The sequence below is a fragment of the Bacterioplanes sp. CLAM21 genome, from assembly GCF_059641015.1.
Genome location: NZ_CM184929.1, coordinates 1752641 through 1778596 on the forward strand (window position 1 = coordinate 1752641; position 25956 = coordinate 1778596).

Sequence of the window (25956 nt, forward strand, 5' to 3'; positions counted from 1 at the left end):
ATGAAATGGATGCTGCTTATTGGTGTTGGATGGTCGACCCTGGCCGCTGCTGAACTCGCTTCTCTGGCTGACCATGAATTGCAACAAGTGGATGGCCAGGCCGGCATCACTTTGAGTGGGAGAATGGAATTCTCCTCTGGCACTCGATTTAGTTATCAGAACCAAGATGCCGATTATATCGATGTCACAGATTATTGGTTGGTGATGAACGAAGTCACTGGTGCCATAGAGTTTAATCGTATGAGACTCGATTTGATAGACGGAGTAGGGCCTGCCAGTGATAAAACAGCGCTGCAAATCACTATGCCTGAAGAGCTGATATTTACTCAGTTGGAAACCGAAGGTTTTTATTTGGGTGACAATAAAGATGTGAATCAAATGTCAGACAGTCGCTTTATCTTTGCCGTAGAGATAGACGGGAAACTGCAGATGCCGGCGCAAACTAAAGTGAATATCTTTCCGGTGGATGGCTTATGAAAACAATAATAATAGCTGCATTTGTTTGTTCATCTCAGGCTGCAATGGCGCTGCAGCCAATGTCTGAAACCGAGCTGTCTGAGACAGTAGGGCAAGCCATATTTGAACTTAAGGATCAACAAATCGCTCAACCGGATGGTTCTGACCTGGATCTTCTGCGTCTTACGATGGGCGCTCGAATAGAGATCAACGCCAATATCGAAGAAGTGAGCTTGGGGCGCTATTGGCGCCCTGAGGGCACTAACTGTAGTGGCGGTGCCGGAGGCAACAAGGTCTGTTACAACAATGTTTTGCCAGAGAGCTATGACGACAATATTAATTGGGCGTGTACCGCGAAGCCCTGTGGCCATGTGGGCCTACCGGATTCTGACTATCTAAGTTCGAACTTGACTCATAATGTGGGTGAAAAAAGTTTTTTTGATTTCCCTGGTGGATTTCGCCCCGATGGTGGTGTTGATGTAAAACTTCGTGACCTGACGTTAGGGCAAATTCGTCGAGAAAATGGTCGCTACGAAATGCTGCCTTTTGTACAAGAAAACCCCTACATTGAACTGGCATTTGATGAAACCTCAGGTTCTCGCAAATTAGTAGGTTTTCGAATTGGTGCTGAAGATGCTTTTGGCTATCAGGGCAATATCATCGATGTGATTTCAGGCTACATCTATCCAGACATCGTCGCTGAAACGGAAATTATTGGTATCCCCTTGGGAGATATTAAGCTGGCGGCTAGCTTGGGAGGTGTACGCAGTATCGGCTTTCTGGATGAAAAAACGTTGGATTTATTCAGTGTCGGCTTTCCCGCCAGTATTTTGGTGAGTAATCCTGAGCGCCTTATTGCACAATCACCCCATGGCCAGTTGTATCCAGTTCAGTCCAACTATCTTGAGCATACCGAGGCCTTTTTCTTTAGTGTTGGTACTCGTTCTATTCAGTGGAGTCAGGTAGGCAGCTTTAAGCCTGAGGCCTCCAACCCTGGTTTTTGGATTAACCTAGGCGGAGATGGTGGTCTGCAAGCCAGGACCCAGCAGGGTGATCACCCGATGAACTACTTTCCTGGTCACCCTAAGCACGACTTGTACAGCGGTAGCGAAAACTACGGCAATGTTAATGCGCTGCCATCCTGGTCGCAGACGTATAACCGATAGTGTGAACAGGCCCCGGAAAGACAAAGCTCTGCATTTGGAAGCTAAGGGGTTAGAGTTATAACACTTCGTGTTGAGCGGAGTTATCTGCGTTCGTTCGGATCTCATTATAAACCAGCGTGTAGCTATGGATTCTAGTGTTTCCAGGCCATAGGCTACAGGCTGTTTTTTACAGCTTAAAGCTCTGCACGGAAGCGGCCAGCTGTGGAATGGTCGCTTGATGCCCGATTGCACTAACGTGTTTGAGTTTTGACATGTCTGCTAAGGTATCGAGATTCTGTAGTGGATTATGGTCTAGGTAAAGCTTTTCAATGCCACTGCCTTTTAGCCCGGTAATATCATTGAGTTGATTATGCTTGGCCGATATTGTGCGTAAATTTGACAGTTTACCAACAGGGTCAAGGCTCGTTACTCTATTGTTGTTGATATCTAAACTATGTAGCTGAGTGAGAGTGCTCACAGGTGTTACATCTTCAATCGTGTTATGCGGCACCGACAAAATACGCAGTTCGCTGAGTTGTTCTATGCCCTCTAGCGAGCGAATTTTCTGTTGCGGACAACTAATTATTTGAGCTTGCGCGCTGGTCACCATTTCCTGGCGCTGTAAGCAGCTAACCAAGGCTTTATCCACAAAACGACTGTAGTCAATGCTTGTGCTGACCATGGTGTCAGGTGTGAGTGTATGGTTTGCTGTATTATCGGTGGATTTTCCCTGCTCAAGGCAACCACCTAGGGCTATGGCGCAGATGCAGGCGGAAACGGTACGGGTCGAAGCTGTGAACATAAGCGTCGCTCGATTATTATTATTGGCACTTGATAGTACCATAGTTCAATTATTGTCCAACTGCAGCGCGTGATTGGCACGAACAGACCTCTTAATGAGAAACACTAATGCTCGATCTTAATCAATTGGCAGTATTTATCCGGGTGGTGGACGAAGGCAGTTTTACTGCTGCAGCTAGGTCGCTAGGTATACCTAAGTCGAGAGTGAGCCGGATGCTGGCGGATCTGGAGGCTAAAATTGGTGTGCGGTTGTTGCATCGCACAACACGTAAAATTCACTTGACTGAGGTTGGTCAAGCTTATTATGAGGGCTGCCACAAAAGTATCAGCGGTATCTTTAATGTACATGAGATGATTGCCGATCGTGAGCACCAAGCCCATGGTTTATTGCGTATCGCTGTGCCTATGGCGGCTGGCAGTGGCGTAATAGGTCATTATCTTGCACGCTACCAGAAACTCTATCCCCACGTACGGTTAGAAGTGGTGCACACCGAAGGTCAGATAAACCTAGCCGAAGAAGGCTTTGATTTGGGGGTATATTTTGGCCCGTTGCCTGATAGTAGCTTGATATGTAGAACCATCACGCGAACAGATGATGTGCTTTGTGCCAGTCCTGAGTATCTAGCGGCCATGGGTCGTCCGAGCCACCCACGGGATTTAGTGGGCTATCGCTGCGTGAAAATTGGCGAAGGTGTGCAGCCTCAGGTGTACGAATTACATAATGCTGCCGAGGGCGAAGACTATTTGGTTAAAGTAGAGCCGAATATTGTTATTAATATGCTGGCTGGTGCAGTCAATAGCATGGTTCATGGAGCGGGCATAGGAGAAGTGCCATTCTTGTTAGCAGGTGAGTACCTTATTCAGGGAAAACTGGTGCCCGTATTTGAGGATTGGCAACTTAAGCCAAGGGCGATTTCTTTGGCTTATCCATCGCGCCAATATCTACCACAAAAAGTTCGAAAATTTATCGACTTTATGGTGGAAGAGGTTGAAAGCTTAGATGCCATGCTCGATTCATTGCCTGATCGACAGCAGCAACTTCAGGCATTCGGTAAGTGGGTCAATGGCTTATAGTTGATTGAACTTGCAGGGGCAGTAGCTACTGTTCATTAAGAGAGGTAGCGTAAAGTACTATAATTGAGATGGTTTGTTCATATTGGCAACCATTGTCAATAGATTCACTGTTTTATCCGTGTCATAAGTTATTCTTTGAATCGGTCCGCCGGTTTCAAACCTTGATGGTTTAAAAGATTATTCGAATACTTCCTTCTTTCGATGCTGTTTTTATTCGCGATGGCAGCGGCTTAATTGATTAAATAGGCTGATCAGTCTTGCTGTGCTTGGCATCGATGCTCAACAAGATGACAGTTATATGAAATAACCTCAATTTTGATGCTTATTGTTGATGCACTGGTTCGGCCAGTTGTCATGTTAGTGTCACATCTTAGCAACATACTGCCGCCACGTTCGAAGTATGGCGGTGGGTCAAACCAAGCGTTCTCGCACCACTTGCCATGCAGTAAACCTATATTTTTGTGGGGGTCTCATGAAACCGACTCATGTGCTGTTGGGTGCGGCATCGACTTTATTGGTAAGCCAGGTATTGGCTGGTGAAGCTGTTTTCTATGTAACGGATGAAGGGTCCGCTGTGCGTGATCTGGCTGTCAGTGTCGACGGTCAAAAGAAACTGGTCGACGACGCTGGTTTTGCCGTTTTTCAGTTACCTGCAGGCGAACATCAGGTGAAGCTGTCCCAATACGGTGAAAAATGGGGCGAGTTTCCCTTACAAGTGTCAGCGGCTAAACCTAACGCTGAGGTCATGGTTGAAATGGTCGGCGGAAAAGCGGTCCCAGGCGTTAAGCTCTACCAAGGCAACGAGAGCGACGCGGTCGGTCAAATCAGTGGCTACCTAGACTCTCAGGAAACTGGTGGTTCTGTGAGTAATGCCGTTATACGAGTTGAAGGTACAGACGTATCTGCGACCACCGATCAGGATGGATATTTCTTCCTTGAGCTACCGCGTGGAGCGTACCGCTTGCTTGTGGCACATCCCAACTACTCCAACCATCAAGTCAATGATGTACGAGTGATGGCGGGCGTTAATACCGGTTTAAATCTAAATGTCAGCATGGTAGGTGCAAACGCTATTGAAGAAGTGGTGGCGTTAGGTTCATCTTCATCAATAAACACCACCTCGCAGGAGCGAGAAGCAACGTCGGTTCTCGATGCCATTGGCTCCGATCAGTTAGCGCGCTTTGGTGATACCAGTGCGGCATCGGCGTTACAGCGAGTTGCAGGGGTTTCTGTCGTTGGTGGCCAGTTTGCTGTGGTGCGCGGTATGCAGGGGCGTTACATCTCTTCCACCCTGAATGGCAGCATGATGCCGAGTACCGATCCCATGCGCCGAGATGTGCCGCTGGATTTATTTCCAGCCACGGTATTGGGCGGTATCGATATTCAAAAAAGCTTTACCCCAGACCTGCCAGGCGATTCTACCGGTGGCGCTATTCGCATGAGCACCAAAGGGTTACCAGAAGAGTCGATCACCAAAATTTCGCTATCCGGTGGTATTAATTCTCGTACCACATTCAGCGACATCAACAGCTACCAAGGTGGCAACAGCGATTGGCTGGGTGTGGACGATGGCATTCGTGAGCAGCCTTCCTTTGCTGATTCATTAACTCGAGGTGGCTTAGACAACCCTCGTTTTTGTGAATCTGGAGCAGGCTGTGCTTCCGCTGAAGACAGTGTTCGCCTAAGTGATTCATTTGAAGGCATTTATAACGTTGATCAGGTACAAGCCTCTCCGGATCGAGGCTTTGCGCTTTCAACCGGTGACTATTTCGACGCTGACTTTGGTGGCCATGGTTATTATGTTGCATTCGATTACAAGGATAGCTGGGAGGCGCGTCATGGCGGCGAGATTGATGACGTTGATGCGAAAGGACAATTCGAACGCAGCAAACGAAAAATCGATTTAGCGGGTTACTTGCTGTACGGCTTGGATACCAATAGCAGTAGCTATTTGAGCAAAACCATCTTGCTGCGAAAAACTGATGATACGGTACGTACTACTTCAATTGAAGATGAAGGCAAAGATCAGCAGATTGAATCCGCTATCTTACAGTGGGTGGAGCGCCAGTATATTGCTCAGCAGTTTTCCGCCAGTCATTATTTCACCGGGTTAAGCGATGAAGACAAATTAAACTGGCGAATCGGCTTTGCCCAAACCTCACGTTATGAGCCGGATCGTCGTACCTACAGCTATGGCCGCACCCTAGGCAGTGATAATCCGTTGCGGTTATTAGGTAGTGTTGAACGTCGCTTCTCAGATTTAAGCGAAGATGCTTTTGACCTTGGCCTGGACTACAGCGCGGATATCATGCTCAGTGACACTGCGACGATGAAGCTAAAAAGTGGACTGAGCTTTATCGATAAAGACCGTGACGTTGAGCTAGCACGTTACTCTAACCTGAATATAAATGACCCGAGCATTGACTTATCTTTATCGCCTGAAGATATTTTCTCGAGTGATAATATTCAATCTGGCAGTGTTAAATTCCGGGGTTCGACCACAGGTACCGATAACTACAGTGCCAGCGATACCATGGCTGCGGCATATATTTCCACCGAGCTGGATTTATACAGTTTTAGTGTGATGGCTGGATTACGCTATGAAGACTTTGAACAAGAGCTGAAGTACCCAGATAATGACAGCGCTACCAGCTCCCTCTCTGATAGTGTGGTTTTACCGGCATTATCTTTGAACTGGCGGGTGACTGATGACATGCAGCTACGTCTAGGGCTGTCGCAGACCGTGTCGCGTCCAGGTATTACTGAACGATCTGAGTCGGCACAATATGATCCAGAAACCGATGACTTGATTCAGGGTAATCCAAACCTAGAAATCTCGGATATCACCAATGTAGACTTTCGCGCTGAGTACTATTTTTCAGATGAAGAAAGTCTAACCCTTGCGTTGTTCTATAAAGACGTTACTGATCCTATTGAACGATCTGTTATCGAAGGTGATGGCAGTGCTGCTAACGGTTACACCTTTGATAATGTTACCAGTGCAGATATTCAGGGCATTGAACTGGACTTCAGAATCAACCTGTTGGAAGACTCTGACTTTACCGGGTTTGTTGCCAGTAACTTGTCTTATATAGATTCTGAGGTGGACTTGTCTGGCACGGATGCTGAGCGTCTTGAAGGTGATTCTTCTCGTCAGTTACAAGGTCAATCTGAGTTCTTAGGAAACTTGCAAATTGGCTTTGATCATTTTTCGACAGGTCAGTCTCTCACTTTATTAGCGAATTATTTTGATGATCGTATTTATGCGACCAGTCGTGGTGATTTGGCCGCTGAAATTGAAGATGGTCGAACGACGTACGATATTGTTTATCGCTATGACATGAACGAGTCCTTTGTAATTAAAGCTAAAGCTCAGAATATTACCGACTCAAAAGTAAGTTTTTCTCGTAATAATAAAGAAATAGAAAGTTATTACGAGGGCAGTAAGTATTCTGCTTCAGTTGAGTATTTTTTCTGAGTTGTAACCTGACTGTCACAAGAGTTTCGGACAATGTTCGTAACTCTTAAAGAAAGACCTGTAAATATTGAGGGATGAACATGGAACTGAAGAAAAACTACCTGGTTGCTGCATTGTTGGCTGCTGCGCTCGTTGGTTGCGGTGGTGATGACGATGACAATGATGACGACACAACCGGTGGTGTAACGCCTCCTGATGTGACTGAGCCAGATGCAACCCCTGCCTTCGTTTCTTGTGCAGGTGATGTGTGCACGTTGAGCGGTACAATTGATCAAGACTACCAACTGACGGCAGATAAAAAGTGGCTGTTGGACGGTTTTGTAAAAGTCGGAAATGGTAATGCACGAGCGGAAACGGCTGCTCAAGTGGCTGCCATTAAAACCGCAGGCGTTACTTTAACCATTCAGCCTGGCACCGATATTCGTGGCCTGGACGATGGCGTTTTATTGGTAACGCGCGGTTCTAAACTGATGGCAGAAGGCACTGCAGCAGCACCTATTACCTTCAGCTCAGATATGGACGACGATTTTGACGGCCTGGGTGAATGGGGCGGCGTAATTATTCAAGGTTTTGCTCCTCAGTACGGTGCTGGTAATACCGGTGCATGTTTTGAAGGCAATACCGACGGAATCTGTAATGTTCAGGGTGAAGGTGGTGACGGTGTTGGCTTTTACGCCGGTAACGATAAAGCCGATAACAGTGGTGTGCTCAAGTACGTCCGTATTGCTGAAGCAGGCAAGGTGGCAGGCCCTAACAATGAAGTAAACGGTTTGACCTTGCAAGGTGTCGGTCACGGCACCACGGTTGAATACGTTCAGGTTCACAATAACCTGGATGACGGTGTTGAGTGGTTTGGTGGCACCGTGAATGCCAAATACTTGGTACTGACTGGCAATGACGATGATGATATCGACTTCGATACCGGTTATCAGGGTAATATCCAATACGCCATCGTGCGTAAAGATGCTGTTAAAGCCGGTCCTAGTGGCTCTAACGATCCTCGTGGTATCGAAGCCAATTCGTCTGACGATGAGTATGTGCCACAAACAGAAGGTGCGCTGGCTAATATCACCATCGTTGGTAGTGCGGTGAGTGATGGTCAGCCAGGCATGCGTCTGCGTGGTTCTTTAACCACTCGTTTGTATAACACTGCAGTGCTGAACTTTGCTGATTGTGTGCGTATCGACGATTCAGATCACGACGGTGATGAGGCAACAGCAAAAATCCCGTCTGATGTGACTTTGACCAACGTGATCGGCGCTTGCTCTGATTCTTTTTACGCTAAGCGCGACGCTGATACAGTGAATGGTACCGTTGGTGCTAACACAGTCGATCTCGACGCTGCTGCGGCTCTGGTGGGTGCACCAGCTGGTACCGTAAACGCTTGGCAGCCAGTGGATAATGGTTCTGGCTTTGCTTTCGACAACACTGACTACATCGGTGCGGTAGCGCCGGGTACCAGCGAAGCGAATGCTTGGTGGGCTGGCTGGACTATTCCAGGATCGTTAGAAGGCATTGAAACCCAGGGTGAATAATACCTAGGTGTAGCAATAGCTAAGTCGTTATAAGGGCCTCAGTTGAGGCCCTTTTTTATTTGCCTATAAATACTTATCTGATTAATAGGTCCTTATCCTAGAGTTGGCATCATTGACTTGCTCGGTTTCAGGATATGAGTACAGGCTTTATATCGTTTTCACCTGGTAAGTTTGGCTAAAAATACTCTGGAATGACGGCATCTTCACTGACTCGCATGCCGACTTGCTGAATGGCAGGCTGGTTAAAACATATCATACAGTTGGAGTTTCCTAGTTTAATAAAGCCAAGCTGGCTATAGAACTCTGGCTTTATGTCACTGTGTAAATAGATGGCCTGGCCCCCAGGGTTATTAAACAGCTCCATTTTTATCAGTTTAATCAGTTGTGATGCATAGCCCTGACCTCGAAGCTTGGGTGGTGTGGCGATTGAGCCAATACCAAAGCAACCCGATGGCAGGCCAAACTGATCGCGATAAACGATAAGGGAGGATAAAATCTCATTCTTGTTAGTAAGCACATACCAGCTGCCGGCTTGATATTTTTTGCTGTTGCGACACGAATCCAGATAATCGTTGAGGGACAGTCCAGCATGCCAAGCGTCATAGCCCATGGCAAAAATACGATCCAACTCGTTGGGTGTTGCTTTTCTTAGTTTCATATTGAAATTGGTTCTTTTTTAGGGGTATTAGGGCCTGTTAACACGATTTCGATCACGCTGTTATGAACTGAAAACTGGTCAATGAAGGCGCGAAGAGCGATGTTTGGCGAGTTAAATGAAGGGTGAGCAACACAGAATTAATGGCGCTTGCCGAGCACAAAAATCTGGCCGTCCAGTGTGCCGACGGCATTTTGCATATCATCAACCTGTGAGTCTAGCGCCTCTCCAGTTATGCTCCAGCGCCATTCGTTCGCCCACCATTTAGATGGCAGTGGCTTATCGTGGCATGTGATTGGCAGTGATTCATCCACTCGGCCGGCTTCAATGCTTGGGCCAAAATCCTTGCACATGTACATGGGCCGCCACCAGCTTATGTCTGGCATGCCAATGGCCCCATCTTTGCTGGGCACATCCCACAGGTGAAAGCTTCCATCGTGTGCTCGGTATACCAATAAGCTCATTTCATAGCCATGGGATAGCTGGGTATTAGTAGGATGAATAAGCCGTTGAAAGTCGCCGGGATGGATGGCCGATAAGTCTACTCTGGGCAAGTTGGCATACGCTCTAGCACTTGGCTTCAGGGAGGCAAAGAAGGGCAGGGCGGCCAGGCTTATAGCCAGGCAGGTCAATGTGATAACCGCCAGGGCCAGAAACTTCTTTTGCGTCATATCGGTTCTAACTAATCCATGTGAAACGTTAATCCAATTGATCACGCTCAGTGTTGTCGTGCCGTGGGGAGCCGTGAAAACGGGTCCTTATGGCACGGCAGCATACTAAAAAATAGGATAATGGACACTGCTAGGGCCCGTTAACACTATTTAGTCCTTTGCTGCTGCAAGTCAGTTTTTTCTTGAGTTTGGCATGAGGAGCGTGGTTTAAATGAATATGCAATGATTCTCAGGTAAAAACGGACTTCAGCCTTTCAGGTTATGGCTGAAAATCCCTCAATCCGTGTTGCTCATCCTTCATTTAACGCGTTAAACATCCATCTTCGCGCCTTGATTGGGGGGGCAGTTCAAAACAGCGTGATCGAAATAGTGTTAACAGGCCCCAGTGATACCGACTCAGGTGCTTATTCCATACTTTTTGTCAGTGGTTTGTTGTGGTTAGGCTCGCTACACTGATCAATCAATATGAAAGGAGAGTCGATATGATCCAGACAGGTCAAGCCATACCTACTGCTAACCTCAGCGAACTCAATGCTGATGGCATGCAGACCCACAGCACTGACGAGTTATTTGCCAATAAGCGTGTTGTATTGTTTGCGGTTCCTGGTGCCTTTACCCCCACTTGCTCAGAGGCTCACCTGCCAGGCTATGTAGTGCTGGCCGACAAAATTAAAGCCGCAGGTGTCGATTTGATTGCATGTGTGTCGGTGAACGATGCGTTTGTGATGCAGGCCTGGGGCAAGGCGCAAAATGCTTCAGAGATTATGATGTTAGGTGACGGTGATGGCAGCTTTACCAAGGCGTTAGGACTTGAAATGGATACCGGCGGCTTTGGTGGCCTTCGCTCACAGCGCTATGCCATGATTATCGATAATGGTGTCGTCACTCAGTTAAATGTGGAAGCACCTAAGGCGTTTGAAGTCAGTAATGCCGAGACAATTTTGGCGGAGCTTGATAAATAACTGGGTTTGGGTTATTTCTTGCCAATTTCTATGCCACCCTCGAGGGATTATATCCCTCCCACCGGGTGGGCGAATGCTGAAAGCGTACATCGAGCCAGTGTTTGTAAGGAAAAAGTGAGCGATAGTCGCACTTCAAAAACGCAGTTTGCAAACCGTAAATGAGCATTTGAGTCGTACTCGCGCAGGAGTGCTTAACGCAACAGAAACAGCCTTGATAGACTTCCGTCTTTTCGCGCAGTGCTGGCCGTTATCCTTTGTTGCCAATGTTATGGTCGCCGCAACGCCACTAGCCAGCATCCTGACAGGATGTTGGCTCGCCAACCCCAGCGGCCTGCTAAGGCACGAAGTGTTTGGAAACGATAGCGATTAATATTTGATGTTTGTACATTCGTATGGATACTGGCGAAAACGAAATGAAACCGAGGTGGTCTGTACTGCTGCTCCATGTATCTGGGTATATGATGTGGTTTCAGACCACCTACAGATTGCCTGAGAGTGGACTTTGCCTAGTCGTTAGTGCTTGAGCGATTGCTCAGTGTCTGAGGGTTTGATAACAACCAATTGTTGCTGCGATTAGCTTCGATAAGCTCTTTTAGTGTTACTTCGCTGTAGTAGCCCTGCTCTACAAAGGGGTCTGAGTGAATGACCTCTGATGCCTGCTGTAGACTTTCACAGAGTAGAACCTGCATAGCAGAATCGTCGTCCGTAAAAGGGCCGCACAGTAGAAGAGTGCCTTGTTGATCGAGTTCATCGAGATAGCTGATATGACCCGCAAGCAACTCGTCAGTGAGTGTGCCTTTTTTCTTTCCAGATAGAATTGCAATAAATTTTTTCATTATATTCTCTGATGTGTAGGCATGATCTTTTTTGCTAACTGTTAAAGTCGTTGCAAATAGCCAGATTGTCTAGAGGGAGGGTTCATAGGCAAAGAAATGCTTATATTAGCTGTCGTGAAAAATTCAGCGGACTGCATTAAATGTCGTAAATGCATAACATGAACTGAGTCTTGGAAACGAAAAGTTTTGCTGGATTGTTGATGTGTTTGGCCTGTGCCCATCGACTTGATCTTTCAGTATGAACGAAGATCTATATCCTTCGAAAACTCTTCCTCGGGAACTTCCTTTACCAAGGCCTGGCCTGCAATCGGAGTATCGCCGTTAAAGGTCAGTGTGGGGCTGCCGTACAGTTCCCAGCCATTGTTCAATGATTTAGTGACGCGTAAACAGAAGGTGGCATCATCTGGGCCGGTAACAAAACGGTATAGTTTCATGAAAGTTCTCTTTGCTCATTTTTCAACACATGTTTATACCTAAATTTTTCAGCTTGTGATACCAGTTACCCTCATGTAGGGGAATGCTGGGTGAAATACTGAGTTTCGATTAAGGAGCAATGATATTAGTTTAAGACGTGGTGTGATCGACTATGAAGGTGATAGTGGTATGTGATGTAAGTACAGCAGAAACGATTTGGTGGAGCCGGGTGGGTAGCATATTCGTTAGCAGTTGGGACTGTAGTGGCTAACTTAAGTTGACCACTACCGTTTGGTGTTGTATCGCGCTGTCAGTTAAAACCATATGGAACTTAGCGGTTTGCCACTATGGATTGCTTAATTCTTGCCATATGATAAACATCGACATACTGACCATTTCTAAAGGCGTAATGTTTCGACTCGCCCTCAATAACAAAGTCGTACCGCTTGTACAGAGCAATGGCTGCTTGGTTGTCTGTGTAGACGGTTAGCTCCATTCTTTGGATATTGAGCCAGTTCTCTGCCAGGTCAATGGCCGCTGAGAGAAGTTTGCTGCCGACTCCCAGGCCTTGGTAGCTATCTTTTACGGCCATGCCGAATCCTGCGACATGTTTGCGCCTTGGGTTTTGCTCAATATGTAATCCCAGCTGCCCAACGACTTGTTTGTCCATTTCGGCAACGAGGGAATAAGATCCCTGCGGAAGCTTTTCTAATCGTGCTTGCCATAGCTGTTCGGATGGGTAAGGGAGCTGCAAAGTACCAGAATAAGCTAGATCGCCAGAGTATATCTCTCTGATTGATTGCATATCTTTATTGTCGCTATGCCTTATGATTACTTCAGACATGAATTAATCCTTACTGGTATCGTTGCATCCGAGTTCTGATTAGCTTCTGGTGCTGGCATCAGAACCTTAGTGGGATTTTTTATCTTAACGCAGTCGTTTCAGTAAGGACTAGCTGGGTTAAAATCTTTGCATATTCGTTGCATTGATAGTCGAGGTTTGGTCTCTACTAAGGTGGCGTTGGAGAAATAACTAATTTTTCTGCCCTCCTTGAGGTTATCCCTCACGCCGGGCGGATAAGCGACTGAATGCGTATATCGAGGCAGCTCCTGTCGGCACAGCCATAGGCAACGCAGGTGGCCAGCTAAGACTCGGAAAACCTAGGCGCGAAAGCGAATTTTAAGCTTGGGATGGATGCTCCCGCTGTTGCTGCTATTCGTTTGTATTATTAGCAGGGCTGTTTAAAGGGTTTTTCTTTTCCGCCAAATCCAATGCCCTCCTTGAGGGATCTTATCCCTCACGCCGGGCGGGCGAACTCCCTGCTTTGCGCTGCGCAGGCCGTATTTCCCTCGTCGCCAATGCTGTGGTCGCCGCAACACCAACAGCCTGCATCCCGGTAGAATGTTGGCTGGTGCTGCCATCCAGGCAGCCCCTCCGGGCACAGCCATTGCCAACTCAGGCGGCCAGCTAAGGCGCAGAAAACCTAGGCGCAAGAGTGAGCAATCAGCTAAAAAATGGCTAGAGACGTAATGTAAAGAGGTACTGTTTATGGAGGCGACAAGGAGCTGCCACGCTTTTTCGGTCGACTTGCCTGTATTCCTGCAGGGTGTTAGCTTTAAATGACCGATAAATCATTGAGTTAACCCTAAAGTAAAGTGCCAGAACTTTGAAACGTGGATAGTAGGCGAGCACGTTTTTCCAGAGGATAAGATGATAGAAAGCATGATGTCTAGTTGTAAATCAATAGCTTGGAAGGAATATCTCGAATAGTTCTAGTTGGAAAAACAGGCATGCACGGTATTAGACTGTTATGTTTTATGAGGATTCCATGGAGTTAAGTGATTTTCAGAAGAAAGTGTTTGAAATGTCATCGGTTACGAAAGGACATTCAGGTTTCGCTGCAAAGTCGAGTATTCGCTATGTCGAGAGATCCTTTGAACTTGCGGAAACAATGCCTGAAGTGGCTGCATTTTTGGCGATCACTGCTGAAGAAGAGGCTGCAACAGCTCTGTTTCTTGCTCTGAAAAGTAAAGGGTATCTTCGTTCTAATGAACTAAAAATACATGATCATAAGCATAAGGGTGGCCTGTACCCATTTTTAACTCTCTTAGGCGTTGCATTAAAGTTAAGTGAGGATCCATATCAGCTAGTTGTCGAAAAGAATAATGGGCAAGGTATACTTAGGACCCAGTTGCAGATCGGTGATTTAGTTTTACAGCCAGACCCTCCACTTAATCAGGTTAATGTTGATGCCTCAGGTAATGCTAAAAATTACCTGGGCGAAGTACGTGCGGTTGCGTCCGAGCGAGGAATTACTTCAATATTTCAATATATTAAAGATAATGCTAACAAAAGAAATCTATTGTTATATGCATCTGCTACTGCGTTACCTAGTGTTGAAAGCGTTAATGCAGAGCTTCAGAGACATATTGGTGCAACCATACTGGTCCACATAATATATCTTTTAGTAATTCAACATGGTAAGCAGGATTTGGTTGAAGAGTGTGTGAATGTGTACTTAAAGGTTCAGCATAATCTTGAAAATAAAGCGTAACAAAGTGTTCAATAGCGATTCCGCAGCGCATGCCAGTTTCGCTTTGCTCAAGTTTGGCACCCATAGCGGCACGCCTTAACGCGGCGTTATACGCTAAGGAATGGTTGAGAGTATGGCATCAGGGGTATCGAACAAACTAATGGGACAGGTGGGGGAGCACTTGGTGTCGGCAGTGTTGGGGACACTTGGCTATTACGCTTCTCCTTACTCTGGAAACGTACCAGGATTTGATGTCACCGCAGTTCATTCTGAATCCCTCAAGTCATTCCCTGTTCAGGTTAAAGCGAGTACTAAAGGCGCGCTGGTCCACTCCTCTATCGACAAGTGGTGCGAACACAGTATCAACGGAGGCAACCGTCAAACAATAGGTTCATTGAAACCGCTTAAGCATCCAGATTTAGTCTGGGTTTTGGTACGGGTGGCCGATGCGGAAATCAGCGGGGCAAGATTTTTCATCTGCACTGAACGCGACATACAAGAGAGGATCGTAGCTCGTTACTCGGCATTCATGGAGAAGCACGACTATCGGCGTCCTGGAGGGGGCGCTTCTTCGCAAGCGATTCTCAACATCGAGGACGTTGCTGAGTTTGAGGGTAATTGGCAAATCCTTCCAAAATAACAAACGAAATAACAAACGAGACACCCATCCTAACTTTCGAGCGCGGTATAGCGCCCAGGTTTTCCGCGCCTAGCAGGCCGCCTGCGTTGGCAATGGCTGTGCCCGCAGGGGCTGCTTGGATGGCAGCACCAGCCAACATCCTGCCGGGATGCAGGCTGTTGGCGTTGCGGCGATCACAGCATTGCAAGCGTAGGAAGGAAGGCCTGCGCAGCGCAAAGCAGGGAGTTCGCCGGCCCGGCGTGAGGGATAAGATCACTCAAGGAGGGCATACGGCTTACTGTATGAAAGTGCTTTTTATAGCTGAGTGAACTTTCTGCCGAAAATGAAAACTGACAACCGAACGCCTAGCAGCAAACCTGAGCCAAACGTTGCAGCCATTGCTGCTAGGAACATGTTTTCGTTATTACAAGTTATAGCCGCTGGAGTGTATGAAAGGGCATTCGAGAGCATAAGCCAGCCAGCAAAATGAAAGACTTGAAGCGGCTGCGTAAGGTTAAAGGGATTGTGCCTCCAGGCTGGACGTAACCAAACCTTAGCTGAAAAAGGGTTGACGGCTTGAAGACCGATGAGGAATTGTACGCCGAGAATACTAAATATAAAGACAACAGGAAGTGCGTGCCACATTGCTGGCATTGTCGTTTGTACACCACTTAATGTTGCAATTAGCTGTATAACAGCACTTATTGTAATGATTATTAATCGGACATATATCCAGTTAATTCGGGCTGAAATGGCTGAGAAAAAATCACTCATCTTGGCCGCTAAGTTGTCAATGGCAAATTTGCATTTAATAAGTAAGCTCATGGCTGAATGTTGATCGTATATCGGTGCTCTCAGCTGTTATCCTAACGAGAACTGGTCGGTCTTACATCTATTTTTGATTGCTTCTGTTCAAAAGTTCCTCAGTTTGGTCATGCTGACTTCATGGTGCTTGAAAGGTTTGCCTGATTCTCGCGCAATTACTACAAACCAGCCCCCATCCTAACTTTCGAGCGCGGTATAGCGCCCAGCTTTTCCGCGCCTAGCAGGCCGCCTGAGTTGGCAATGGCTGTGTCCGCAGGGCCTGCCTGGATGGCAGCACCAGCCAACGTCCTGCCGGCTGTTGGCGTTGCGGCGACCACGGCATTGTTAACGAAGGGAGCACGGCCTGCTGAGCGCAAAGCAGGCTGAAAGCTATCTACGTTGTTTCTGCTGCGTTAAAAAGCGCCTCGCTATGCTCACTTACGGTTTGTAAGCTGCGCTAGTCGAGGAGGCTTACACTCGCTTTTTTCCTAGCAGAAGCTGCCTCGATATACGCTTTCAGTCGCTCGCCGGGCCGGCGTGAGGGATAAGATCCCTCAAGGAGGGTATAGGGCTGGGCAGGTTTAAAGCATTCTGCTTTAAAAAACACCTCGGACTTCGAGCCTTCAATCACACACTGTCGCCGACATTACTCTTCTTGGTATTTGATAGCTATTCCCTCTAATACCAGTGCTTCATACTTGTAGTCTTCTTTTTTATCTTTTGATCCATAATCGTCAGATAGTACGATGTCTAGGGGGCTAGACATGCGTTGAGTTCTTTCTTTATCTGCCGTTTTGATGTTAATAACAGCGTCCGCGCCGATTGCTTTGGCTTCTCGTTTGATTTCATCGACAAGTTTTGCGGTATCAGAGTATTCGTTGCCTAGGATGCGGATAAAAGCCAGTTGCTGGTATTTCTTTGCGCCATCGTACTCGCCAAAGGACAGCTCTAGAGTTTCTGTTGGAGGGTAGCTCGGCCCGATCGTAACAATTTCGCTTTCAACATCATATCCGTACGAGGCACACCCGGTTAGGTGAAGAGCAATAACAGTTGCAGATAAAATGTTTCCTAGTTTCATTTGGTTTCCTATTGACCGTTCTTGGCTAAGTCATTGATTATAATGGAAATTATTCCGTGAATGAGTTGTATCTCAAAGGGGGGTGTGGATCTTGTTAAATAGATCTCAGTTTTGCATTTAGATGATCAGTTTGAAGTATGCGCGATGAAATTGTTCAGGAATAGACGAAAAAAACGCCCTCAAAAGAGGGCGCTTTAATCAGTACTTTTGATGATCCAGCTTATAGTGTTGGTAGCGATTGATCCGCCGTTCCAATAATCGGAAGCAGCCAATCATCACAGCGGCAATCAGCAAATACATCATGCCAGCGGCAAAAAACATCTCCAGCGGCGTGTAGGTGCGGGCAATAATGGTGCGCGCCATGCCGGTTAGGTCCAGCAAGGTGATGGTTGACGCCAATGCGCTGCCCTTGAGCATTAACAGTAATTCATTGCTGTAGGCCGGAAATACAATGCCAAAGGAGCGTGGCAAAATAATGCGGCGAATCATAGTCGCGCGGCTCATGCCCAAGGCCTGAGATACTTCGATTTCGCCTTTAGGGATGGCCTGAATGGCACCACGAATCAACTCCGCGCTGTAGGCTGCGGTATTTAATGAGAAGGCGATAATGGCGCACCAGTAGGGCTCTTTGAGAATGGGCCATAACGAGGATTCTTTAATAACTGCAAACTGGGCTGCGCCGTAATAAATCAAAAAGATTTGCACCAGCAATGGGGTGCCACGGAAGAAGAAAATATAAGCAAATGGCAGTGCTCGCAGTACAGCATTGTGAGATGCGCGCATGAGTGCCAGCGGTATGGCCAATGCAATGCCAATAATGCCGGAGAAAAATACCAACTCCAGAGTTAATAAGGCACCTTGCCACAGTCTTGGCAGGTATTCCCAGATAACAGACCATTCCCAGCTCATGCCCGGCCTCCACGTAATTCAGGTTTGCTCCAACGCTCTAGTAGCATGGTGACGACGGTGGCGACCAGAGTCAGCCCTAAATACAGCAACGCTGCTGCCATATAAAAGTCAAACGGTTGTTTGGTGTTGGCAGCACCAACGGCGGCCTGGCGCATTAACTCATTGAGGCCGACCACAGACACCAGGGCGGTGTCTTTTAATAACACTTGGAATAGATTGCCGAGGCCCGGAATCGATAAGCGCCATAATTGCGGCAAAATAATCCGGAAAAAGGTTTGTATTTTGCCCATGCCAATGGCCGCGGCCGATTCCCATTGGCCTTTGGGGATTTCTAGCATAGCCATACGGAATACTTCGGTGGCATAGGCACCAAAGGCAATCGATAGCGCCGCAACACCGGCGGCAAAGGGGCCGACTTCAATGTAGTCGTCGTGGCCAAACCAACCAGCTACCAGCATGATCAGCTGTGAGCCGCCAAAGTATAGGGTTAGTACCAGCAGCAGCTCCGGGATGCCGCGAATAATGGTGGTATAGCTGGTGGCAATACCACGCAATAAACGTGATTGTGACAGCTTGGCGCTGGCGCCTAATAAGCCAATCACCAGTCCGATGAATAAGCTGCTCAGTGCCAATTGCACGGTCAGCCAAGTGCCGCTAAGTAAAAGGTGGCCGAAGCCTTGTAAATCCATAACCAGGTCCTGAATACAAATAACCCGGCAGCAGATAGCCTGTCAGCGCAGCGATGCTGCGCTTAAGCCTATCCCTGGGCCGGGTATGGAGATCGCGTTTTGATCAGTAGATGGTGAACGGGAAGTATTTTTTGTTGATTTCTTCGTACTTACCGTTGGCAACGATGGCTTTGATCGCAGCGCTGAACTTGTCTTTCAGTTTATCGCCTTTGCGAACGGCAATGCCGATTTCGTCATTGATGTCGAGGTCTTCGCCTTTAAATTCGAATTTCTGACCCGCTTCGGTACGCAACCAATCAAAGGCTGGGAACTTATCTGACAATAGCGCATCCAGACGACCCGAGGTCAGGTCTAGGTAGGCGTTGTCCTGAGTGTCATACAGTTTGACGGTAACCACATCGCTGTATTTATCTTCCAGCATTTGACCGGCAATGGTGGCGCGCTGAGCACCGACGGTCAGACCTTTCAGGCTGTCTTTGCTGGCGTCCAGTTTGCTATCTTTTGCGGCAACAAACGCCAGTACGTTGGAGTAGTATTTTTCAGAAAAATCGACCACTCGCAGACGTTCTTCGGTGATCGACATCGAGGCAATAATGGCATCGTATTTACGTGCGCGCAGACCTGGAATAATGCCGTCCCAATCCTGGGCTACGATTTCGCAATCTGCCTTCATTTCTTCGCACAAGGCTTTGGCAATATCGACGTCAAAGCCGATCAGGTTGCCGTCAGAATCCACCATGTTAAAAGGTGCGTATGCACCTTCGGTAGCGATGCGGATTTTATCGGCAGCCAGCGTCACTGGAGCTGCGGCTACTGAAGCCAGAACAATGCCAGCAGCGAACAGTTTACGAATCATACAGTCATCCTCGTTTTCAGCTTTTTTAAGTTTTTATTGATGGCTGGACATAAAGTCACGTACACGTTGCGATTTCGGATGGTCGAACACCTGCTCAGGTGGCCCCATTTCCTCAATCTGCCCTTGGTGTAAAAACACCACTTGTGACGACACTTCCCGCGCAAAGCGCATTTCGTGGGTCACAATCAGCATGGTACGGCCTTCTTGCGCCAGTTCCCGCATCACCGCCAGCACTTCGTTGACCAGTTCCGGGTCAAGTGCGGAGGTGGGCTCATCAAACAGCAGCACCTGTGGATCCATGGCCAGAGTTCTGGCAATGGCGACACGTTGTTGCTGTCCGCCGGAAAGATTGCCCGGGTAGGCATCCTGCTTGTCCGCCAGTCCCACCTTCTTAAGCAAGGCTTGTGCCTTTTCGATGGCCTGGTCTTTGGGCAACTTCAGCACCTGGGTGGGTGCTTCGATGATGTTCTGCAGTATGGTTTTGTGTGGCCACAGGTTGAACTGCTGGAATACGAAGCCCAAACGGGCACGCATGGCTTGCAGTTGTTTATCACTGGCGGCCACCAGTTCGCCATTTTTATTAGGTTTTAACGCCAGCGGCTCACCACCGATGACTATGCTGCCCTTGCTGGGGTTCTCCAGCAAGTTGATGCAGCGCAGCAAGGTGCTTTTGCCGGAGCCACTGGATCCCAATATGGAAATCACATCGCCAGTGTTGGCTTGTAGGCTGACTCCTTTCAGCACCTCCAGGTCACCGTACGACTTGTGGATGTCGGTGAGCTCCAGAGCGAGGGTTGGATTGCTCATGCTGCTTTCGCCGTTGTTATTGTGTGAATATCATGCCGGATACGCTGCAAAAGCCGTAGCATTTGAGCCTTATCCGGTGCTTAAAAGCCGATGACAATATCCGCTGCAGCGGCATCCGTCCAGCATGAGGGTAGTCAGGCTACGCCATAAGAGGGGTTAGGCGCTGCGTTTTTTCGGTGTCCAGGCCCACACCATGGTGGCTTTTACGGTTTCGGTGCCATTGGCGTCTGTGATCACCACGGGCACTTCAATGTCGCCTTTGTCAGTGTTACGAACATACTCAACTTGCTCGTCACTGAAGCTGGCCACCGCCTTCATATCGCCGCTCGCGCGCTTGAGGTACTCAAGTTCCATTTTTCGAATAACAATGATGCGATCGTCAGGAACTGACAGCGCCGTCATAAATCCGGTTGCGGATTCTGCTAATAGCGCCATCGCTGCCGCATGGACACTACCTATGTGGTTACGCACCTTTCTGCGATTGGCTAGTATGATTACGCACTCTTGTGGTTCAAGCTTTTCTACCCGGGTACCAGCGGTGCCAGCAAAGGGGATGACCTTCCCCATAATGAAAGACAGCGCTTTGGGTTGCCACGCGCTGGGCAGACGACGCACTTTATTGAGCAATTGAGTCAGTTGATTCGCTTTCGCCATGATCTATTTTCCCATCAAAAAGCGCAGTGTATGTCGGCCTGGCGGCTCTGAACATGACCGATCTGACGCGCGTCAGACGAGGAAAGGCGCGCAGGCATGCTGGCTGATCGTTCAGCAGGTGATAGCCCAGGGTTTGGTAATAGCCTTCAAGGCCAGCCAGTGGCCTTAAATACATGTCGTGCTGGGGCCAGTATTGATGAATGCAGTGCAGCAGTGTCTGGCCAAATTTATGACCTCGGTATGGCTGTGCCACACATAATCCTCGCAGCAGCCACGCCTGACCTTGCTGGCCAGGCAGTAAGCGGGCAACGGCGATGAGTTGCTGCTGTTGATATAAACCGGGTCTTTGCTCATGGGGGCCTGCGCGATTGCCATCTTGCTGCTGTTTATACAGTCGATTGCAGTCGACAAGCGGCGAATCGGGTCGAAAATCAACTTGGCACATTGGTACCTACTGAGTCGGTGCAGAGTCGTGCTGGACTGCTGGGGCAGGGCGTTTAGTTGCGTAAGCCCAGCTCTTTGCCGGCGGTGGCTGCCATGATAACAAACTCTGTTATGGCAAAAAGCCAGGTTTGAGGGCTGCAATAAAACAATCATTAGGCTGTAACACGCTGACACTAGGCTGCCCGCTAATAATGACCCTCACCCGGAGAACCACCATGACCGATAAGGTTACGCCCATTGCTAGCGCCCTAGTGGGGCTGCTGTTGTGTTGCTCGACATATGCTATGTCAGATAAGCCTGATCCACTGCCGGATGTCGATCCTGTCGAAGGCAAGACCGTGCGCTTTATTGCCATTGGCGATATGGGTACCGGCAAAGATGGACAATATAAAGTCGCACAGGCGATAGAAGCAGTGTGCGCTGAGCGCGGCTGTGATTTTGCCATTGGCCTGGGCGATAACATTTACGAGGCCGGCGCTGATTCCAGTAACGATATTCAGTTTGAAATGAAGTTCGAGCAGCCCTATCGGCAGTTAGATTTTCCGTTTTATATGACTTTGGGCAATCACGATAACTCCTGGTTGGTCGGCGGCGATGGTCTGAATAACGACAAAGGCGAGGTGCAGGTGGAGTACCACTACAAGCGCGATCGCCTGAGCAATAAGTGGCACATGCCGGCACGTTATTACAATTTCACCGCGCCCAAAGGTGATGTGCAGCCATTGGTGGAATTTTTCTCCCTTGATTCAAACCCGTTAGCCGCAGTGGCGGATGCCGATCCGGAGTATTGGCAGCTGCCGTATCGCGATAAACAACAACGCTGGTTGGATGTTGAGCTGCAGGATTCTAACGCGCCGTGGAAAATCGCCTTTGCCCATCATGCTTTTATCTCCAATGGCAAACACGGTAACGCTGGCATGTACGACGGTTTTCCAGGTGCTGGCGTTATTTATTACAACATGTTGAAAAAACACGTGTGCGATCGTGTTGATGTGATGATTGCTGGCCATGATCACGATTTGCAGTGGCTGAAGCCGGTCGACAAATGCGGTAAGACGTTTCATATCGTCTCCGGCGCTGGCGGTAAAACACGCGAATTAAAAAATAAAGATAAAAACCCCGCTTATTGGCAAGCCGATAACACCTTAGGTTTCTTTTTTATCGAAATAGAGGGCGATGAGTTTCGCGGTACCGCCTACACAGTCGACAGCGACAGCGGCGAGCATCAGGCCGCCTTTGCGCAAACCCTGACGCGTCAATAAAGGAGACGGATCATGACTGTTTCTCGCCGTAAATTCTTCCAGCAAGCAGGTCTTTTAGGTGCAACCGCTGCAGTCGCGGGTCCGGCTTTGGCCATGTCCAGTAAACCTGGGGATGATCCTTTGGCCGATCGTGAATTGGCAGACTTTGCCCATGGTGTCGCTTCGGGCGATCCGCTCGCTAATCAAGTGATTTTATGGACCCGTATCACGCCCGAGGTGGAGGCGCCGGTCACGGTGCACTGGCGTATTTGCGAAGACGTGAATATGGAGTACGAGGTGAATAGCGGTACGGTCACCACCGACGCCAGCCGTGATTACACCGTTAAAGTCGACGCCGATGGTCTGATGCCAGACAGCTGGTATTATTTTCAGTTCAGTGCGGGGGATGTGTTATCACCCATTGGACGCACTCGCACAGCGGCAGAAACTGGAATGGACCGAGTGCGTTTGGCGGTGGTGTCTTGCTCCAGCTTTGCCCATGGCTTTTTTAATGTTTATCGGGTGCTGTCAGAGCGCAACGATTTGGATGCTATTGTGCATTTAGGCGATTACATCTACGAATACGCCGAGGGCAAATACGACGATAAAGATCTGCGTGCCCAGCGTGCGCTGTTGCCAAAACACGAAATCATCAGTCTGAGCGATTATCGCTTGCGCCATAATCTGTACAAGCGCGACCCCGACTTGCAAGCCGCTCATCAGCAATATCCTTTTATTGTGACCTGGGATGACCATGAGTTTGCCAACGATACCTGGAAAGACGGTGCTGAAAATCATAACGACGGCGAAGGTGAATGGTTAGCGCGAAAAACGGCGGCCAAGCAAGCCTATTTTGAGTGGATGCCCATTCGTCAGCAGCCCCATGCATTAGAGGCTGTTTATCGTAAATTCCAGTTTGGCGATTTAATCGACTTAATGATGTTGGATACCCGGGTCGAAGGGCGTGACGAGCAGGTGGGTTTCTTTACCCAGAGCGAGCGTAATGATCCCAATCGAACCTTGCTGGGTTTTGAGCAAGAAGCGTGGTTGCACAATCAATTATCCAGCTCGACAGCTCGTTGGAAATTGTGTGGCCAGCAGGTACAGATGCAAGAAATTGGCCCAGTGGCGCTGCCCGATAAACTGGGCGGAGGGGCGTCTTTTTTCCTGGATACTTGGGATGGTTATACCGCTACGCGCAAACGTTTGCTTGATCATATCGCCGCCAATCGGATCAATAATTTTGTGGTGTTAACCGGCGATATTCATTCGACTTGGGTTGCCGATTTGGCCAAAGATCCGTTTGATCGACATCTTTATAACGGCAAAACCGGGGAGGGGGCATTAGGGGTGGAATTTGTCACCCCGGCAGTGACATCGCCAGCGCTGCCGCCGGTGATAGGGGACGTCGCTGCCGCGGCGTTAAAGGGCTCCAGTCCACATCTGAAGTACTGTGACATGGTGCATCGCGGCTTCTTTTTGCTTGATGTTACCAAGGAACGGGCTCAGGCCGATTGGTACTTTATGCAGGCGGTCGATAAGCGTACCACGGCTCACTATCACGCCACCTCGTATAAAACCGATAACGGCTCTAACCGTGTGAGTGCCGCGTCATCGCCGGTGACTGGGGTGCACAATGATGTGCCTTTGGCGCCGATAGCAGAAACGGCTAAGGTCTAAGCTCGATCTCCCCAGGCTGCTAAAGTCTGGGGATTCAATAACGACGGCAGTGTTTGGATTACTTCGCTGCAATGGCAGCGAAGTGCTTTTGCAAAAATGCCAGATAATCCTCAGCGCTTTGCTCTGCTGCTTCTATCATTGGCAGATGCCCGATGCCGGGATAAATAACTACGTCAGCCTGGGGCAGCAGTTGCTGATAAGCCTCGACTGACGATACATCTAATACTTGATCCTCTTGTCCCCACATAATCAACACCGGCATGTGTGCACGCTGTTTAAGTTGCTGCGCAAATTGCTGCTGTGCCAGGGTTTCTTTGGTGGCCAGCATATCGGCAAAAATCTGACGATTTAGGGCTTGTCGCTTTAGTGTTCGGCGAATCACCGCCGGTCTCAGTGGCCAGGGCAGAGGCGGCGGCTGGCTCATCACCAGTTGCCAGCGCTTTTCAAAGCTGGCTTCATCGCTGGCAATCAAAGGGTTGCGACCTTGCTCTAGGGCGGCAAAAAACGGACTTTGCTGGCTTCCATCAACCCCGGCGGCGTCCAGCAGTGCCAGGCTTAACACGTGTTCTGGATGGTGCGCGGCGTATAAGGCGGCGATGGCACCGCCCATGGAGTTTCCGGCAATATGCCAGGCTTTGATGTCGAGCTGGTCAGCCAGTGCATGCAAGCGCTGCATCTGCATCATCAGGTCATGGCTATCGGCGACGTCTGTATCACCGTGACCGGCCAAGTCGGGAATAATCAGCCGATAATCATCGGGCAGATAGCGAGTAAAACGTAGCCAGGTGTCTTTATTGGCCGAAAAACCGTGCACCAATAGCAGTGTTAGGCCACTACCAGCACGCTCCAGATAGGCCATATTCACGTCCAGCGCTTGGCTGTATTTCAGCTCGAGTGCTTGGCTGCTACGGGCAAAATTGATGCTGGTGTCGAGCAGTGCATCCTGTTGCGAGGCGCTGCAGGCGGTTAATAGTGCCACCAGTAAGGCATTAGCTATGGCAAACAATAATCGGGTCATTTATTCGGTTCCTGCAAAATAGCGCACAGTTGCAAGGTATCATCCAGGGCTTGCTGCAATTGCTCTGCATTCAATTCAAACTGCGGTCGATAGAGCATCAGCATGCCATTGGCCAGCTCAATGTGAAGGTGGGGATGTGCCAGACACCAGCCTTGTAATGCATCCATACAGGGGTGCATGCGGGCGATGGGCTGGCTAGCTATATGCCACTGGCGCAGGGCCTTGGGTTTTTGGTGTGGCTGTAATATCGGTAAATCCACCAGGTTTTTATCGGTCAGTGGATCGGCTTTGAGCCAGTGGTTGTGCCACAGCTGCATGCGCCAATCCTTGTTGTCTGGCACTGGGCAGTGCATCAAGAGCACGGTCTGGGTCGCGGTTCCCTGTTGATTCACCAAACTGTAGTCAAATATATTGACCGCCTTGTTTTGGTATTGCCCTTCTAGCAGGTAACGAAAGTGGCGAAACTGGCCACAGTTGATCAGGTGAAATCCTGCCTGACGTACCGGCTGGCTGAGGCTGGCGTAGGGTCTGAATTTGAGACCAAGTTGGTCTGCTGCTTGGCGCAAAACAGCGTTTCTTCGACCTCGGTCGACTAG

General features: G+C 48.7%; 26 protein-coding genes. 10 read left to right on the plus strand and 16 right to left on the minus strand.

The window, feature by feature from the left end:
- Both AC55FS_RS08130 and AC55FS_RS08135 read left to right on the plus strand, forming a co-directional pair.
- Complete coding sequence (locus tag AC55FS_RS08130; protein ID WP_496935576.1) at nt 1-477, plus strand: DUF6160 family protein; 477 nt, start codon at nt 1-3, stop codon at nt 475-477.
- Nucleotides 474-1622 (plus strand): hypothetical protein, encoded by a 1149-nt coding sequence (locus AC55FS_RS08135; RefSeq protein ID WP_496935577.1) that lies wholly within the window; start codon nt 474-476, stop codon nt 1620-1622. Before AC55FS_RS08130 ends, AC55FS_RS08135 begins: the two co-directional genes overlap by 4 nt.
- 166 nt (nt 1623-1788) lie before the next feature.
- Here AC55FS_RS08135 and AC55FS_RS08140 read toward each other — a convergent pair whose 3' ends face one another.
- The gene (locus AC55FS_RS08140; protein ID WP_496935578.1) at nt 1789-2403 is read right to left on the minus strand and encodes a leucine-rich repeat domain-containing protein; all 615 of its coding nucleotides are present in this window, start codon (nt 2401-2403) and stop codon (nt 1789-1791) included.
- Nucleotides 2404-2510: 107 nt separating this feature from the next.
- On the opposite strand from AC55FS_RS08140, the gene AC55FS_RS08145 reads away from it, so the two are divergent.
- The 3 genes from AC55FS_RS08145 to AC55FS_RS08155 all read left to right on the plus strand — a co-directional run bounded on the left by AC55FS_RS08145 (nt 2511) and on the right by AC55FS_RS08155 (nt 8489).
- A complete protein-coding gene (locus AC55FS_RS08145) occupies nt 2511-3476 on the plus strand; it encodes a LysR family transcriptional regulator (RefSeq protein WP_496935579.1) in 966 nt (321 codons plus the stop codon).
- Between the two features lie 472 nt (nt 3477-3948).
- A complete protein-coding gene (locus AC55FS_RS08150) occupies nt 3949-6954 on the plus strand; it encodes a TonB-dependent receptor (protein ID WP_496935580.1) in 3006 nt (1001 codons plus the stop codon).
- Nucleotides 6955-7034: 80 nt separating this feature from the next.
- Complete coding sequence (locus AC55FS_RS08155; RefSeq protein WP_496935581.1) at nt 7035-8489, plus strand: beta-helix domain-containing protein; 1455 nt, start codon at nt 7035-7037, stop codon at nt 8487-8489.
- Between the two features lie 175 nt (nt 8490-8664).
- Here AC55FS_RS08155 and AC55FS_RS08160 read toward each other — a convergent pair whose 3' ends face one another.
- Together AC55FS_RS08160 and AC55FS_RS08165 are read right to left on the minus strand one after the other, a co-directional pair.
- On the minus strand, nt 8665-9147 hold the full coding sequence (locus AC55FS_RS08160) for a GNAT family N-acetyltransferase (RefSeq protein WP_496935582.1): 483 nt from the start codon (nt 9145-9147) through the stop codon (nt 8665-8667).
- A gap of 137 nt (nt 9148-9284) precedes the next feature.
- Nucleotides 9285-9815 (minus strand): hypothetical protein, encoded by a 531-nt coding sequence (locus AC55FS_RS08165; protein ID WP_496935583.1) that lies wholly within the window; start codon nt 9813-9815, stop codon nt 9285-9287.
- Between the two features lie 482 nt (nt 9816-10297).
- Between AC55FS_RS08165 and AC55FS_RS08170 the strand changes: the two genes are divergently transcribed.
- Entirely contained in the window at nt 10298-10777 is a 480-nt protein-coding gene (locus tag AC55FS_RS08170; protein ID WP_496935584.1) for a peroxiredoxin, read from the plus strand.
- Nucleotides 10778-11283: 506 nt separating this feature from the next.
- Here the strand turns inward: AC55FS_RS08170 and AC55FS_RS08175 are convergent.
- From AC55FS_RS08175 to AC55FS_RS08185, 3 genes are all read right to left on the minus strand, one after another.
- The gene (locus tag AC55FS_RS08175) at nt 11284-11613 is read right to left on the minus strand and encodes a YciI family protein (protein WP_496935585.1); all 330 of its coding nucleotides are present in this window, start codon (nt 11611-11613) and stop codon (nt 11284-11286) included.
- A gap of 233 nt (nt 11614-11846) precedes the next feature.
- The gene (locus AC55FS_RS08180) at nt 11847-12047 is read right to left on the minus strand and encodes a DUF1737 domain-containing protein (protein ID WP_496935586.1); all 201 of its coding nucleotides are present in this window, start codon (nt 12045-12047) and stop codon (nt 11847-11849) included.
- 311 nt (nt 12048-12358) lie between these two features.
- Nucleotides 12359-12871 carry a GNAT family N-acetyltransferase gene (locus AC55FS_RS08185; RefSeq protein ID WP_496935587.1) on the minus strand — a complete coding sequence of 171 codons (513 nt, stop codon included), beginning with the start codon at nt 12869-12871 and terminating at the stop codon, nt 12359-12361.
- Between the two features lie 985 nt (nt 12872-13856).
- Here AC55FS_RS08185 and AC55FS_RS08190 point away from each other — a divergent pair.
- A complete protein-coding gene (locus AC55FS_RS08190) occupies nt 13857-14582 on the plus strand; it encodes a hypothetical protein (protein ID WP_496935588.1) in 726 nt (241 codons plus the stop codon).
- A 163-nt stretch (nt 14583-14745) separates the two neighbouring features.
- Nucleotides 14746-15201: a hypothetical protein gene (locus AC55FS_RS08195; protein ID WP_496935589.1), complete on the plus strand. Its 456-nt coding sequence runs from the start codon at nt 14746-14748 to the stop codon at nt 15199-15201.
- 294 nt (nt 15202-15495) lie between these two features.
- Here the strand turns inward: AC55FS_RS08195 and AC55FS_RS08200 are convergent, their stop codons facing one another.
- The 8 genes from AC55FS_RS08200 to AC55FS_RS08235 all read right to left on the minus strand — a co-directional run bounded on the left by AC55FS_RS08200 (nt 15496) and on the right by AC55FS_RS08235 (nt 21422).
- Entirely contained in the window at nt 15496-16005 is a 510-nt protein-coding gene (locus AC55FS_RS08200; RefSeq protein WP_496935590.1) for a hypothetical protein, read from the minus strand.
- 625 nt (nt 16006-16630) lie between these two features.
- On the minus strand, nt 16631-17062 hold the full coding sequence (locus tag AC55FS_RS08205) for a hypothetical protein (protein WP_496935591.1): 432 nt from the start codon (nt 17060-17062) through the stop codon (nt 16631-16633).
- 198 nt (nt 17063-17260) lie between these two features.
- The gene (locus AC55FS_RS08210) at nt 17261-17971 is read right to left on the minus strand and encodes an ABC transporter permease (RefSeq protein WP_496935592.1); all 711 of its coding nucleotides are present in this window, start codon (nt 17969-17971) and stop codon (nt 17261-17263) included.
- Nucleotides 17968-18660: an ABC transporter permease gene (locus AC55FS_RS08215; protein WP_496935593.1), complete on the minus strand. Its 693-nt coding sequence runs from the start codon at nt 18658-18660 to the stop codon at nt 17968-17970. Before AC55FS_RS08215 ends, AC55FS_RS08210 begins: the two co-directional genes overlap by 4 nt.
- Before the next feature lie 103 nt (nt 18661-18763).
- Entirely contained in the window at nt 18764-19516 is a 753-nt protein-coding gene (locus AC55FS_RS08220) for an ABC transporter substrate-binding protein (protein WP_496935594.1), read from the minus strand.
- Between the two features lie 33 nt (nt 19517-19549).
- The gene (locus AC55FS_RS08225) at nt 19550-20323 is read right to left on the minus strand and encodes an ABC transporter ATP-binding protein (protein WP_496935595.1); all 774 of its coding nucleotides are present in this window, start codon (nt 20321-20323) and stop codon (nt 19550-19552) included.
- A gap of 156 nt (nt 20324-20479) precedes the next feature.
- Nucleotides 20480-20977, minus strand: a complete 498-nt coding sequence (locus tag AC55FS_RS08230) for a DUF4442 domain-containing protein (RefSeq protein ID WP_496935596.1) — start codon at nt 20975-20977, stop codon at nt 20480-20482.
- On the minus strand, nt 20940-21422 hold the full coding sequence (locus AC55FS_RS08235; protein WP_496935597.1) for a GNAT family N-acetyltransferase: 483 nt from the start codon (nt 21420-21422) through the stop codon (nt 20940-20942). The genes AC55FS_RS08230 and AC55FS_RS08235 overlap by 38 nt, the downstream gene beginning before the upstream one ends.
- 214 nt (nt 21423-21636) lie before the next feature.
- Between AC55FS_RS08235 and AC55FS_RS08240 the strand changes: the two genes are divergently transcribed.
- Entirely contained in the window at nt 21637-22683 is a 1047-nt protein-coding gene (locus AC55FS_RS08240; protein WP_496935598.1) for a metallophosphoesterase, read from the plus strand.
- A 12-nt stretch (nt 22684-22695) separates the two neighbouring features.
- On the plus strand, nt 22696-24342 hold the full coding sequence (locus AC55FS_RS08245) for an alkaline phosphatase D family protein (RefSeq protein WP_496935599.1): 1647 nt from the start codon (nt 22696-22698) through the stop codon (nt 24340-24342).
- Nucleotides 24343-24400: 58 nt separating this feature from the next.
- Here AC55FS_RS08245 and AC55FS_RS08250 read toward each other — a convergent pair whose 3' ends face one another.
- Entirely contained in the window at nt 24401-25360 is a 960-nt protein-coding gene (locus tag AC55FS_RS08250) for an alpha/beta fold hydrolase (protein WP_496935600.1), read from the minus strand.
- Nucleotides 25357-25926 (minus strand): hypothetical protein, encoded by a 570-nt coding sequence (locus AC55FS_RS08255; RefSeq protein WP_496935601.1) that lies wholly within the window; start codon nt 25924-25926, stop codon nt 25357-25359. Before AC55FS_RS08255 ends, AC55FS_RS08250 begins: the two co-directional genes overlap by 4 nt.
- Between the last annotated feature and the right edge of the window lie 30 nt (nt 25927-25956).

Coding starts and splice junctions, on each gene's coding strand:
- AC55FS_RS08230 (WP_496935596.1), bottom strand. CDS start 20,977: ATGGCGAAAGCGAATCAACTGACTCAATTGCTCAATAAAGTGCGTCGT.
- AC55FS_RS08240 (WP_496935598.1), top strand. CDS start 21,637: ATGACCGATAAGGTTACGCCCATTGCTAGCGCCCTAGTGGGGCTGCTG.
- AC55FS_RS08210 (WP_496935592.1), bottom strand. CDS start 17,971: ATGAGCTGGGAATGGTCTGTTATCTGGGAATACCTGCCAAGACTGTGG.
- AC55FS_RS08185 (WP_496935587.1), bottom strand. CDS start 12,871: ATGTCTGAAGTAATCATAAGGCATAGCGACAATAAAGATATGCAATCA.
- AC55FS_RS08235 (WP_496935597.1), bottom strand. CDS start 21,422: ATGTGCCAAGTTGATTTTCGACCCGATTCGCCGCTTGTCGACTGCAAT.
- AC55FS_RS08170 (WP_496935584.1), top strand. CDS start 10,298: ATGATCCAGACAGGTCAAGCCATACCTACTGCTAACCTCAGCGAACTC.
- AC55FS_RS08145 (WP_496935579.1), top strand. CDS start 2,511: ATGCTCGATCTTAATCAATTGGCAGTATTTATCCGGGTGGTGGACGAA.
- AC55FS_RS08200 (WP_496935590.1), bottom strand. CDS start 16,005: ATGAGCTTACTTATTAAATGCAAATTTGCCATTGACAACTTAGCGGCC.
- AC55FS_RS08215 (WP_496935593.1), bottom strand. CDS start 18,660: ATGGATTTACAAGGCTTCGGCCACCTTTTACTTAGCGGCACTTGGCTG.
- AC55FS_RS08150 (WP_496935580.1), top strand. CDS start 3,949: ATGAAACCGACTCATGTGCTGTTGGGTGCGGCATCGACTTTATTGGTA.
- AC55FS_RS08190 (WP_496935588.1), top strand. CDS start 13,857: ATGGAGTTAAGTGATTTTCAGAAGAAAGTGTTTGAAATGTCATCGGTT.
- AC55FS_RS08205 (WP_496935591.1), bottom strand. CDS start 17,062: ATGAAACTAGGAAACATTTTATCTGCAACTGTTATTGCTCTTCACCTA.
- AC55FS_RS08135 (WP_496935577.1), top strand. CDS start 474: ATGAAAACAATAATAATAGCTGCATTTGTTTGTTCATCTCAGGCTGCA.
- AC55FS_RS08250 (WP_496935600.1), bottom strand. CDS start 25,360: ATGACCCGATTATTGTTTGCCATAGCTAATGCCTTACTGGTGGCACTA.
- AC55FS_RS08180 (WP_496935586.1), bottom strand. CDS start 12,047: ATGAAACTATACCGTTTTGTTACCGGCCCAGATGATGCCACCTTCTGT.
- AC55FS_RS08245 (WP_496935599.1), top strand. CDS start 22,696: ATGACTGTTTCTCGCCGTAAATTCTTCCAGCAAGCAGGTCTTTTAGGT.
- AC55FS_RS08155 (WP_496935581.1), top strand. CDS start 7,035: ATGGAACTGAAGAAAAACTACCTGGTTGCTGCATTGTTGGCTGCTGCG.
- AC55FS_RS08140 (WP_496935578.1), bottom strand. CDS start 2,403: ATGTTCACAGCTTCGACCCGTACCGTTTCCGCCTGCATCTGCGCCATA.
- AC55FS_RS08165 (WP_496935583.1), bottom strand. CDS start 9,815: ATGACGCAAAAGAAGTTTCTGGCCCTGGCGGTTATCACATTGACCTGC.
- AC55FS_RS08160 (WP_496935582.1), bottom strand. CDS start 9,147: ATGAAACTAAGAAAAGCAACACCCAACGAGTTGGATCGTATTTTTGCC.
- AC55FS_RS08130 (WP_496935576.1), top strand. CDS start 1: ATGAAATGGATGCTGCTTATTGGTGTTGGATGGTCGACCCTGGCCGCT.
- AC55FS_RS08220 (WP_496935594.1), bottom strand. CDS start 19,516: ATGATTCGTAAACTGTTCGCTGCTGGCATTGTTCTGGCTTCAGTAGCC.
- AC55FS_RS08225 (WP_496935595.1), bottom strand. CDS start 20,323: ATGAGCAATCCAACCCTCGCTCTGGAGCTCACCGACATCCACAAGTCG.
- AC55FS_RS08175 (WP_496935585.1), bottom strand. CDS start 11,613: ATGAAAAAATTTATTGCAATTCTATCTGGAAAGAAAAAAGGCACACTC.